The 11,233-nt window shown below is 66.7% G+C and carries 11 protein-coding genes; 9 read left to right on the top strand and 2 right to left on the bottom strand.

The annotated features are described in order from the left end of the window. Positions 1-62: 62 nt before the first annotated feature. On the top strand, positions 63-1,187 hold the full coding sequence (locus ASD28_RS07245; protein WP_371831783.1) for a substrate-binding domain-containing protein: 1,125 nt from the start codon (positions 63-65) through the stop codon (positions 1,185-1,187). Between the two features lie 103 nt (positions 1,188-1,290). Further along, the gene (locus tag ASD28_RS07250) at positions 1,291-2,157 is read left to right on the top strand and encodes a hypothetical protein (protein WP_056125834.1); all 867 of its coding nucleotides are present in this window, start codon (positions 1,291-1,293) and stop codon (positions 2,155-2,157) included. A gap of 37 nt (positions 2,158-2,194) precedes the next feature. Here the strand turns inward: ASD28_RS07250 and icmH are convergent, their stop codons facing one another. Further along, positions 2,195-2,959, bottom strand: coding sequence for a type IVB secretion system protein IcmH/DotU (gene icmH / locus ASD28_RS07255; RefSeq protein WP_056125835.1), 765 nt, complete (start codon positions 2,957-2,959; stop codon positions 2,195-2,197). A 16-nt stretch (positions 2,960-2,975) separates the two neighbouring features. After that, on the bottom strand, positions 2,976-4,325 hold the full coding sequence (gene tssK, locus ASD28_RS07260) for a type VI secretion system baseplate subunit TssK (RefSeq protein WP_056125838.1): 1,350 nt from the start codon (positions 4,323-4,325) through the stop codon (positions 2,976-2,978). Positions 4,326-4,646: 321 nt separating this feature from the next. Between tssK and ASD28_RS07265 the strand changes: the two genes are divergently transcribed. The 7 genes from ASD28_RS07265 to tssG are packed head-to-tail and all read left to right on the top strand — an operon-like array spanning position 4,647 to position 11,220. Continuing rightward, on the top strand, positions 4,647-5,255 hold the full coding sequence (locus ASD28_RS07265; RefSeq protein WP_056125840.1) for a hypothetical protein: 609 nt from the start codon (positions 4,647-4,649) through the stop codon (positions 5,253-5,255). A 27-nt stretch (positions 5,256-5,282) separates the two neighbouring features. Beyond that, positions 5,283-5,786, top strand: coding sequence for a type VI secretion system contractile sheath small subunit (gene tssB / locus ASD28_RS07270; protein WP_056125843.1), 504 nt, complete (start codon positions 5,283-5,285; stop codon positions 5,784-5,786). A gap of 2 nt (positions 5,787-5,788) precedes the next feature. Then, positions 5,789-7,276, top strand: a complete 1,488-nt coding sequence (gene tssC, locus ASD28_RS07275) for a type VI secretion system contractile sheath large subunit (protein ID WP_056125845.1) — start codon at positions 5,789-5,791, stop codon at positions 7,274-7,276. A gap of 50 nt (positions 7,277-7,326) precedes the next feature. Continuing rightward, positions 7,327-7,821: a type VI secretion system tube protein Hcp gene (locus ASD28_RS07280; RefSeq protein WP_056125847.1), complete on the top strand. Its 495-nt coding sequence runs from the start codon at positions 7,327-7,329 to the stop codon at positions 7,819-7,821. A 15-nt stretch (positions 7,822-7,836) separates the two neighbouring features. Further along, complete coding sequence (gene tssE / locus ASD28_RS07285) at positions 7,837-8,331, top strand: type VI secretion system baseplate subunit TssE (protein WP_056125849.1); 495 nt, start codon at positions 7,837-7,839, stop codon at positions 8,329-8,331. Between the two features lies 1 nt (position 8,332). Further along, positions 8,333-10,174 (top strand): type VI secretion system baseplate subunit TssF, encoded by a 1,842-nt coding sequence (gene tssF / locus ASD28_RS07290; RefSeq protein ID WP_056125851.1) that lies wholly within the window; start codon positions 8,333-8,335, stop codon positions 10,172-10,174. After that, entirely contained in the window at positions 10,138-11,220 is a 1,083-nt protein-coding gene (tssG, locus tag ASD28_RS07295) for a type VI secretion system baseplate subunit TssG (protein WP_056125854.1), read from the top strand. The genes tssF and tssG overlap by 37 nt, the downstream gene beginning before the upstream one ends. Positions 11,221-11,233: the final 13 nt, after the last annotated feature.

Raw genomic sequence — 11,233 nt, forward strand, 5'->3', positions numbered from 1 at the left:
AAACGACGAAAGCCTATCGGATAGCGCTGCTATTCAACGGAAACAAAACCTTCGATCGCGAAGTGATTGCCGGAATTGCCGGCCATTTGGGCGGTACGCGCGTGGCCTGGGATTTATTTCTGGAAGAGGATTTCCGCCTGCGCCTGAATGGAATGGATCGCTGGCAGGGCGATGGCGTGATAGCCGATTTCGACGACCCGGCGGTCGTCCGGGCATTGTCCGGCTGCACGGTGCCGGTGGTCGGCGTCGGCGGTTCCTATGGGAACGAGGACGCGTATCCGCCCGGCGTGCCGTATGTCGCGACCGACAATTTCAAGCTCGTCAAGCTGGCGCGCGACCACCTGATCGACGTCGGCCTGCAGCGCTTTGCCATGTTCAGCCTGCCCGAAGCGCAGGAAAGCCGCTGGGCGCAGGAGCGCGAGTGCGCGTTCCGCACCCTGATGGCCGAAGACAGGATGGAAGCGGAGATCTTCCGCGGCTGCGAGACCAGCGCGGCGTCGTGGGACGCGGCGGTGCAGGGCCAGATCGACTGGCTGCGCAGCCTGCCCAAGCCGGTGGGCGTCATCGCCGTCACGGACGCGCGCGCGCGCCAGCTGCTGCAGGCCTGCGCGATCGCCGGCATCTCGGTGCCGGAGCAGGTGGCGCTGATCGGCATCGACAACGACCCCCTGGTGCGCATGCTGACCCGCATTCCGCTCAGTTCCGTGATCCAGGGCGCGCACGAGATGGGCCGCACGGCGGCGCACCTGCTGGAGCAGATGCTGCACGGCGTGCGCCTGTCGAACACGCGCATCCTCGTGCCGCCGGCCGGCATCAACGTCCTCGCGTCGAGCCGCTTCCAGGCCGTCAAGCATCCACACGTGATGCGGGCCTGCCACTACATCCGCCAGTACGCGTGCCAGGGCATCAAGACGCACCAGGTGGCGGAGTACGTCGGCGTGTCGCGCTCCTCGCTGGAAGTCTATTTCCGCCAGGAGCTGGGTTGCAGCGTGCACGACATGATCCTCAAGTCGAAGCTGGAGGCGGCCAAGGCGGGCCTGGAAAGCGGCGAACGCAGCATCGCGGACGTGGCGCTGGGCTGCGGGTTCACATCCACGCAGTACATGCACCTCGTGTTCAAGCGCGAACTCGGGTGTACGCCGCGCGCGTGGCGCGACCGGGCGCTGGGCGAACGCACCGCCGCGTAGCATCGGCGAGAATCGTTCGGCCCGCTGGTGATTTTCGCAATTGAAACACAACGCGCGGGCCCGGAGAATGGCTTCCTATCGGAACTCGGGAAGCCAGACTGCAATGACGATCCACCTCATTCCGGGCGCCCCGGCCGTGTCGGCCGGCGAACGCTCGTTCATGCTCGAGAACGCGGCCGGCATGACCGTGACGATCGCTGAACGGGGCGCGCAATTGCGTGCCTGGGTCGCGCCGGACCGTTACGGCCGCATGGCCGATGTCGTGCAGCCGGACGTCGAGGGCATCCCGTCCGGCGGCCGCGCCGCGCGCTGGGAGGGGCGGCAGGCGAACGGCGTCGTGTCGCTGGCGCTCATCGCGGGCGGCGACGGGGCGGGGATGCTCGTGCATTACCGCCTGGACGACGACGGCGCCCTGTCGATCGAGTACCAGGCCGTGGCCGGCGTGCCGATCCCGCTCGCGTCGCTGGCGCATCCTTCCTTCAATCTCTCCGGCAGCCTGGCCGACGTGGGCGACCACATGGTGCAGATCGACGCCGACTATTTCGAGGAAACGGGGTCCGCCGGCACGCCCGCCGGCGTGGCCGCAGTGGGCGGGACGGCCTTCGACTTCCGCCATGCCGCCGCCATCGGCCCGCGCCTGCACTGGACCGACACCCAGCTGCAGCGGGCCGGCGGCTTCGATCACTGCTTCTGCGTCCGCAACCACTTCGCCGGCGGCCAGGGTCAGCTGCGCGAAGTGGCCCGCGTGTTCGACCCGGCCTCCGGGCGTCGCCTGCAGCTCCACACGACCGAGGCGGCCGTGCGGTTCAGCAGCGGCGCAGGCGTCGCGGGCCAGCCGCGCCTGGACGCGTTCCGCGTCGAAGCCCACGCGCGGCCCGGCCTCATGAGCGCAGCGTGGCCGCGCGTGATGCTGCATCCGGGGCAGGTGTACCGGCAGACGACGGTCTACCGGTTGTCGTTGCAGGCATGATGTTGCGTAGGGCGGGCACCCCGTGCCCGCGCGAACGTCAAGGCAGCGTGATCGTGAGATTCGCCGCCCGCGGCGCCATCTTGACGACGTCGCTGTACGCATTCATGCGCGCCTCGCTCGTGTGTCCGAGCGACGTGCGCAGTCCCACGTAGCCCAGCACGCAGATCAGGCCGAACACCGAGTACAGCACCCACAGCGGCAGGTCGCTGCGCAGCTTGTGGCGGATCTGGTCGGGACGTTCCGCGTGCGGCGCGAAGCCGCCGCGCTTTCCCTTCATGTGCGCGATCTCGTCGCCCAGGCGCGACGTCAGGTAGTTCAGCTTTTCCGTCCCCTCCAGGATGTAGCGGCCCTGGAAGCCGAGCAGTAGGCACATGTGGAAGACTTCGAGCGCTTCCACGTGGGCGCTGCCGCGCGCGCGCAGCTGTTCCAGGCGCTCGAAGAAGTGTTCGCCCGCGAGCTGGTCGCCGAACAGCTGCAGCTGCAGCGGGCGGCGTTCCCACGCGTCGCGGATCGTGAAGTGCGAGCGCAGGATGATCTCGTCGACCGCGGCGCAGAACGCGTATTTCGCGGCGTCGACGTCGTCCGGCGACGCGTTGTGCTTGCGCGCGTTGCGGCCGAAGTCGTCGAGGAATTGCGTCATCTTGCGCGCGAACGCGGCGTCGTCCTGCGGGCCGTTGCCGTTCTTGAGCATGAACAGGGCGTAGAAGCCGTCGTACATCAGGTCCAGCAGCGTCTGCGGCGCCGCCGGCGCGGTCGCCGGGGTGCCGGCGGCCATGAGGGAAGGTGCGGTTGCGGTGGTCATGGAAGGTCTCTCGGGTTCAGGAGGTCACGGCGACGAGGTCGGGCTTCACGTCCGCCATGCTGCCGGGGACGTAGATCGAGATCGACTGCGCCTGCAGCATGCGCTCGTACATCTGGCCTTTCGCCTCGATGGCGAAGTAGACGGCGTCCGGCCGCACCGGCACGGCGGCCGGCACCTGCGGCGCGTGCACGAGCCGCACGCCGGGCATCGCGGACAGCACGAATTTTTCCACGTCGTCCGGCGCGCCGATCTTCAGCCGCAGCGGCACCACGTCCACCAGTTCGCTGGCCGGCAGGTCGCCGGACACGGCCAGGTAGAACGTGGTCTTGTCGTCGATTTTTTCCGAGTCCAGCATGCCGTGCCAGTACGACGGTTTCACTTCGCGCAGCGCGATGGCGAAGTAGCGCGACGAGATCACGGTGTCGAGCAGTTCGCGGATGATCTGGTGCAGCGTCGCGAACGCGGGGCCGGGGTCGGCGTGCTGGTACGGCGGCAGGTCGGCCAGGGTCCAGCTCTTCGAGAACGTCATCAGGCTGCCCGCCAGCGACAGCAGTTGTTCGTACAGCCGCTCCGGATGCAGCGCCGGATTGTGGAAGTAGTGCGACAGGCTCGCGCACGCCGTGCTGGCCGTGTGCAGCAGCCAGAACGACGACATGTCGCCCGAGCGGAACTCGATCACGTGCCGGCTCGGTTCGCGGTGGTGGCCGTACAGCGCACTGACCTTCGCCTGCAGCGCATCCACCAGCCGGCGCAGCTGCAGGAACAGCAGAGGCGCGCTCCTGATCGTCAGGCTGGGCGGCACGAACGAGCCATCGAGCTCGAACCCGCCGGTGGCCGCGCGGCGCAGGCGCAGCACGGGCACGTGCACGTAGGCGTCCAGCGGCTCGCCGTCCGACACGAGGCGCACCGTCTTGCGCAGATACGTCAGCTGCGCGCTCGCGGCCTGCGTGTACAGGTCCGGCGTGTCGCGGTCCAGCTGCGCGAAGCGCGCGGTGTGCGCGCCGTCGCCGTCGGTCCGGTGGCCGCTGAAGTTCGCGCCGTACGGCTTGAAGCCGGGCAGGGCGGCGTGCCACGTCACGGTCTGCACGGATTGCGGCAGCTGGCTCAGGTCGACGGCGTCCGGCAGGTCGTCGCCGCCCGGCGCGGAATACAGCTCGCCGTCGGGAAAACGCACCGACAGTTCGAGCAGGCGCAGCGCGTCGTTGGCCAGCGCGTCGCGGTCGACCTGGACCGCGACGACGCCCCAGGCATACGGATGCAGCAGGCCCGCCGTGCGGTGCAGCCGATCCTCATGGTACTGGTCCTGTTGCTGGAAATGCTGGGGGCGGAGGAACAATCCTTCGCCCCATAAGATTTTGCCGCTCATGCGTTGGTTATCCCCTGGCGCTGCTGAAAATGAAAATGGCAGAACAGTAACATTTCTTACGGAAACGTAGCGCACGATTATGACACAAATTTTCTTTGTGATAATTCGTGATATTTCTTTGGCATAACGTGAGATGCCGTCAGGTTACAAGGAAAATCATTGGGAAATAGTGGAAATTGGTGAGCATTTCACTCGTCAGAGACCCGCGTACGATTGTAAATAAAATTGAGGTTGATCAATAAAACAATTCTGATACTATAAAAAAAGTTTTACAAAGTTAATACCAAGGCATCACTTAGTTCACCCTTTGCGAGGACCCGCATGACCCCTGCATTTCCCGTTGGCCGCTTGAGCCGTTTCGTTGGCGCCGCCGCCTGCGCCATCCTTCTTTCCGCTTGCGCGACGACGAAGCCGGAGCTGGCCGAGAAGCCGCCCGCGCCCACGATGGACGAGCTGCTCGCCAAGGCCACCGAGGCCAGCACCGCCGGCCGCAAGGAAGACGCGGTCACGCTGTGGAAGGAAGCGGCCGCCGCCTACCCGGCCGACAAGGCGCCGTGGTCCAGCATCGCCCAGACCCGCTACGACGCCGGCCAGTACGGCGAAGCGATCGTCAGTGCCCAGGAAGTGCTGGTGCGCGATCCGAACGACCGCCTGGCCAACAGCATCATCGCCATCAGCGGCCTGCGCCTGTCGACGCGTGCCCTGGCCGACCTGAGCCGCCAGAACAACCTGTCCGGCTCGATCAAGACCGAGTCGCAGGACCTGGCCAAGCTGCTGCGCGAGAGCCTGGGCGAGCAGATCCTCGTGCCGGCGCCGGTGCCGGCCACGCCGCCGGCAAAAGCCGTCGCGAAGGGCCGCGCCAGGTCGAAGGCGAAACAGGCCGTCGCCGCCGGCGCGTCCGGTGCCGATCCGTTCGGCGCACTGAAATAACGTCCGAAACAACCACAGGGGAATCCCATGTCCAGAAATTCCAGCGTGCAGAAAAAACTGCAGAAAATCCGCCCGCCGCGCGTGCAAATGACGTACGACGTCGAGATCGGCGATGCGATCGAGAACAAGGAGCTGCCGCTGGTCGTCGGCGTCGTCGGCGATTTCGGCGGCAACTCCGAAGTCCCGCAAAAGCGCCTGAAGGAGCGCAGCTTCGTCGGCATCGACCGCGACAACTTCGACGAAGTCATGAAGGGCGTCGAACCCCGCGCCACCTACCGCGTGAACAACGAACTCACGGGCGAGGGCGGCCAGTTCGCCGTCGACCTCACGTTCCGCTCGATGGACGACTTCCGTCCCGAGTCGGTCGTGAACCAGGTCGAGCCGCTGAAGAAGCTGCTCGAGGCCCGCACGAAGCTGGCCGACCTGCGCAACAAGCTGGCCGGCAACGACAAGCTCGAAGACCTGCTCAACGACGTGTTGAACAGCACCGAAACCCTGGCCAAGCTGGGCCAGCCGACGACGAAAGAGTGATCATGTCCGCACTCCAGAACGCGGCCCTCGCGGCCGACACTTCCCTCGCACCCGAGGCCGACCTGCTCGACCAGATCGTCGAGCAGAGCAAGGTGGCGAAATCCAGCGCCGAGCATGCGCGCGCCCGCGACCTGATCGCGGAACTGGTCAACCAGGTCATGGACGGCACGGTCGTCGTGTCCGACAACCTGGCCGCCACCATCGACGCCCGCGTGGCGGAGCTGGACCGCCTGATCTCCGCGCAGCTGTCGGCCGTGATGCACGCGCCGGAATTCCAGAAGCTGGAGTCCAGCTGGACGGGCCTGAACTACCTCGTCACCAACACGGCGACGGGTCCGAACCTGAAGGTCAAGATGCTCAACGCGACCAAGCGCGAGCTGGTGAAGGACTTCCAGAGCGCCATCGAGTTCGACCAGAGCACCATGTTCCGCAAGGTCTACGAAGAAGAATTCGGCACCTTCGGCGGCGCGCCGTTCGGGGCGCTGCTGGGCGACTTCGAGATCACGCGCCAGCCGGAAGACATGTACTTCATCGAGCAGATGTCGCACGTGGCGGCCGCCGCGCACGCGCCGTTCATCTCGGCCGCGTCGCCCGAGCTGTTCGGCCTCGAAAGCTATTCCGACCTCGGCAAGCCGCGTGACCTGTCGAAGATCTTCGACACCGTCGAATACGCGAAGTGGAAGGCGTTCCGCGAATCGGAAGACGCGCGCTACGTGGGTCTCACCTTGCCGCGCTTCCTCGGCCGCCTGCCGTACAACCCGGCCGACGGCGCCACCACCGAAGGCTTCAACTACGTCGAGGACGTGGACGGCACCGACCACCACAAATACCTGTGGTGCAACGCGGCCTACGCGTTCGGCACCAAGCTGACGGGCGCGTTCGAGGACTACGGCTGGTGCGCGGCGATCCGCGGCGTGGAAGGCGGCGGCCTCGTGGAAAACCTGCCGACGCACACGTTCAAGACGGACGAAGGCGAGATCGCTCTGAAATGCCCGACCGAGATCGCCATCACCGACCGCCGCGAAAAAGAGCTGTCGGACCTCGGCTTCATCTCGCTCGTGCACTGCAAGAACACGGACTACGCGGCCTTCTTCGGCGCGCAGTCGGCGCAGAAGGCGCGCAAGTACGCGAGCGACGCCGCCAACGCGAACGCCGTGCTGTCGGCCCAGCTGCAATACATCTTCGCCGTCTCGCGCATCGCCCACTACATGAAGGCCATGATGCGCGACAAGATCGGCAGCTTCGCCGCCGCGGCTAACGTCGAGGACTTCCTGAACCGCTGGCTCACGCAGTACGTCCTGCTGGACGACAACGCGAGCCAGGAGCAGAAGGCGCAGTTCCCGCTGCGCGAAGCGAGCGTGCAGGTGCAGGAAGTGCCGGGCCGTCCGGGTGTCTACCGTGCCGTCTCGTTCCTGCGTCCGCACTTCCAGCTCGACGAACTGTCCGTGTCGCTGCGCCTCGTCGCGGAACTGCCGGCATCGGCCACCTGATCAACTTTGTAGTCCCCCCGTATCAACTGAACTGAAAGGAAAAACACAACATGGCAATCGACGTCTACCTGCAAATCGACGGCATCAAAGGCGAGTCCGCCGACACCGCACACAAGGACTGGATCGAAGTCAAGAGCGTCCAGTGGGAAGTCCTGCAACCGAAATCGGCCACCGCGTCGACCGGCGGCGGCCACACCGCCGAGCGCACCGAGCACAAGGACATCGTCGTCTCGAAGCTGGCCGACCTGGCCACCCCGATCCTGCTGCAGACCTGCTCGTCGGGCAAGACCATCCCGAAAGCGAAGTTCGAGTTCCTGCGCGCCGACGGCCAGGGCGAGCGCGTCAAGTACTTCGAGATCGAACTGGAGAACGTCCTGATCTCCAGCGTGTCGCCGTCCGTCGAGCAGGGCAACATCCTGACCGAAGACGTGTCGATCAAGTACTCCAAGGTGAAATGGAAGTACACCCAGCAGAAGGTCAACGGCGGCACGGGCGGTAACACGTCGGGCGGCTGGGACCTGTCGGCCAACAAGATCGCGGCCTGATAGCGCGCCGGCACGATGTCCGCCAAAGGATTCATGCCGGGCCTGTTCGATCGCCTGATCGACCGTCCTGGCCAGGCCCAGACGGGCACCGTGCCGCGCGTCTCGCTCGAGGAAATGAAGGATTCGGTGGCGCGCGACCTGGAGGCGCTGCTGAATACCCGCGCCGTGATGCCGGAAGATGCATTCCGGCGCTTTCCCGAATGCGCGCGTTCCATCGTCGCGTACGGCCTGCACGATTTCGCGGGCCTGTCGCTGTCGAGCACCGACGACCGCGCCTTCATCTGCCGCAGCCTGGAAGCGGCGATCGCGCGCCACGAACCGCGCCTGCGCAACGTGCAGGCCAGGCTCGAACTGCGCGACGATGCCGTCAACCGCCTGAATTTTTCGATCACCGCGCTGATGGTCGTGAGCGCGGCGCACGAGCCGGTCAACTTCGACGCCGTGCTGCAGCCCTCCAGCCAGCATTACACCATCAGCAAGGCCCGCCGTGCGGCGGCGCCGGGAGCCTGAGTTGGACCAGTTATTACCGTATTACGAGCAGGAGCTCGGTTTCCTGCGCCGCCATTCGCGCGAATTCTCCGAGCGCTACCCCAGGATCGCCGGCAAGCTGCTCATCGGCGGCGAAGTGTGCGAAGACCCGCACATCGAACGCATGATCGAATCGTTCGCGCTGCTGAATTCCCGCATCGCCAAGCGCCTCGACGACGACTACCCCGAATTCACCGAAGCGCTGCTCGACGTCCTGTACCCGCACTACCTGCGCCCGTTCCCGTCCTGCTCGATCGCGCGCATGGATTTCGGCGGCGCCGCCGCGCAGCCCGGCGCCGCCGGCGAGATCCCGCGCGGCACGCAGCTCGCGACGCGCCCCGTGCGCGGCGCGCCGTGCACGTTCCGCACCGCCTACCCCGTGACGGTGGCGCCGCTGGACCTGGCGCGCGCCCGCTTCGACGCCATCCTCGACGCGCCCGACGCCGTGCGCCCGCCGCCGCAGGCGACGTCGAAGCTGTCGATCACCTTGGCCGCCACGGGCGCGAATCCGATCGCGGGCCTGAAGCTGGCGAGCCTGCGCGTGTTCATCGACGGCGAACCGTCGTTCTGCGCCGCACTGCGCGACGCGCTGTTCATGCGCGGCGTGTGCGCGTACGCGGAGGCCGACGGCAACGGGCGCTGGGTCCCGCTGGCCAAGATTCCGCTGCAGCCGGCCGGCTTCGGCGACGACGAGTCGCTGATCGATTTTCCGGCCCGATCGCACACGGCGTACCGCCTGCTCACCGAATATTTCTGCTTTCCCGAGAAGTTCAACTTCTTCGACATCGACCTGGCCGCATTGACGGCCGCGCTGCCGGCGGGGACGCGCACCATCACCTTGCACCTGGCCTTGAGCGGCCTGCGCGCCGATTCGAACGCGGCGCGCATGCTCGGCACCCTGTCCGCCACGAACCTGCTGCTGGGCTGCACGCCGGTGGTGAACCTGTTCCGCCAGCGCGGGGAACCGATCCGCCTGACGCACACGACGGCCAGCTATCCGGTGCTGGCGGACGCGCGCCGCGCCTTCGCGTTCGAGGTGCAATCGATCGACAGCGTGCGCCTCGTGCGCCAGACGCCGCAGGGCGAATCCATCGTGGAATTCCGGCCGTTCTATTCGCTGCGCCACGGCCAGATGCCCGACAAGAGCGGCCATTACTGGATCATGCGGCGCGACCCGCTGCTGGCCGAACGCAGCCCCGGCTACGAAACCCAGATCTCCCTCGTCGACATCGATTTCGACCCGGCCGAGGTGGAGACGGACACCCTGAGCATCGAGCTCACGTGCACCAACCGCGACTTGCCCGCGCTGCTGTCGTACGGCGTGCGCGGCGGCGACCTGTTCATCGAGGGCGGATCGACGGTGCAGTCGATCAGCTTCCTGCGCAAGCCCACGCCGTCGTACCGCTTCGAGCGCGGACGCGGCGCGCACTGGCGCCTGATCTCGCACCTGTCGCTGAATCACCTGTCGCTGTCGGGCGGCGGCATCGCCGCGTTCCGCGAGATGCTCACCCTGTACGACCTGCCGCGCTCACCGTCGACGCAGCGCCAGATCGGCGGCATCCTCGCCGTCGAGCACCGGCCCGCGACGGCATGGCTGCCGGGGAATCCGTTCGCCTGCATGGTGCGCGGCATCGAGGTGCGGCTGACGATCGACGAGGAAGCGTTCGTCGGCAGCGGCGTCGATGCGTTCGCCCACATCGTCGAACGCTTCCTCGGCCTGTACGTGCACGCCAACAGCTTCACGCAACTCGTGATCATTTCCAACAAGACCGGAGGAGAGCTGCTGCGATGCACGCCCCGAAGCGGCGATTTGAGCCTGCTGTAATCGAGCGGCTGTTCGCGCAGCCGTACCGCTTCCAGTATTTCCAGGCCGTGCGCATGATCGAGCTGTGGCTGCGCAAGCGCGGCATGGCGGAAGAGGGCGCATTGGCGAACTTCCTGCGGTTTGCCAATTCGACCTCGCTCGCCTTCCCGGCCAGCGAGATCGAGGCGCTGCACGCGGAACCGCGCACGGTCGCGCCGAACAGCGCCGCGCTGGCCGCCGCTTTGCAGTCGCAGGAGCTGAAGTACGTGCGCCTGACGCCCACGTTCATGGGCCTGCTGGGTTCGAGCGGCGCCTTGCCCGCCCATTACACGGAGCGGGTGGCCGCGCAGCAGATCGCCGAACGGGACGACGGCCCGCGCGCCTTCCTCGACACGTTCTCGACCCGCACGCTGGCCCTGTTCTACGAGGCGTGGCGCAAGTACCGGCTGGAGCTGAAATATGGCGGCCGCAAGGACGGCTTCCTGCCGCTGCTGTTGTCGCTGGCGGGCATGGGCCACACGGCGCTGCGGCGGCGCCTGTCCGACCATGGCGACGGCGTGCTGGATGAAACCGTCGCGTACTTCGCCACCGCGATGCGCCAGCGGCCCGCGTCCAGCTCTCAGATCGCGCGCGTACTGTCCGAATATTTCGGACAAAACGTGCGCGCCGAGCAGTTCATCGGCCGCTGGTACGACGTGCCGGCCACGCAGCAGACGGCGCTGGGCCTCGGCAACGCCACGCTGGGCGGCGGCGCCATGGCCGGCACGCGCGTGTGGCAGCGCGACCTGCGCCTGCGCCTCGTCATCGGCCCGCTGGACCTGCCGTCCTACGAAGCCTTCCTGCCGGGCGGCCGCGCGGCGCGCGCGCTGGGCAACATGGTGACCATGTTCACGGGGCTGTCGCTCGAATACGAGGTGCAGCTCGTGCTGCGCGCGACCGACGTGCGGGGCAGCACGCTGGCCGGCACGCGGACGGCCGGCGCACGTCTTGGCTGGGACGGCTTCCTCGTCGACGGCCTCCAAATACAAGACCGAGCCGACGTGCGCTATGAGATTCACGCAAACTAAGACATGCCAACTG

Source organism: Massilia sp. Root133, from assembly GCF_001426525.1.
In the GTDB taxonomy this organism is placed as follows: domain Bacteria; phylum Pseudomonadota; class Gammaproteobacteria; order Burkholderiales; family Burkholderiaceae_D; genus Telluria; species Telluria orientalis.

Excerpts from the sequence above, each read along its gene's own strand:
- tssE (WP_056125849.1), top strand. The coding sequence starts at position 7,837 with ATGTCCGCCAAAGGATTCATGCCGGGCCTGTTCGATCGCCTGATCGAC.
- tssB (WP_056125843.1), top strand. The coding sequence starts at position 5,283 with ATGTCCAGAAATTCCAGCGTGCAGAAAAAACTGCAGAAAATCCGCCCG.
- tssK (WP_056125838.1), bottom strand. The coding sequence starts at position 4,325 with ATGAGCGGCAAAATCTTATGGGGCGAAGGATTGTTCCTCCGCCCCCAG.
- ASD28_RS07265 (WP_056125840.1), top strand. The coding sequence starts at position 4,647 with ATGACCCCTGCATTTCCCGTTGGCCGCTTGAGCCGTTTCGTTGGCGCC.
- tssG (WP_056125854.1), top strand. The coding sequence starts at position 10,138 with ATGCACGCCCCGAAGCGGCGATTTGAGCCTGCTGTAATCGAGCGGCTG.
- ASD28_RS07250 (WP_056125834.1), top strand. The coding sequence starts at position 1,291 with ATGACGATCCACCTCATTCCGGGCGCCCCGGCCGTGTCGGCCGGCGAA.
- icmH (WP_056125835.1), bottom strand. The coding sequence starts at position 2,959 with ATGACCACCGCAACCGCACCTTCCCTCATGGCCGCCGGCACCCCGGCG.
- tssC (WP_056125845.1), top strand. The coding sequence starts at position 5,789 with ATGTCCGCACTCCAGAACGCGGCCCTCGCGGCCGACACTTCCCTCGCA.
- ASD28_RS07280 (WP_056125847.1), top strand. The coding sequence starts at position 7,327 with ATGGCAATCGACGTCTACCTGCAAATCGACGGCATCAAAGGCGAGTCC.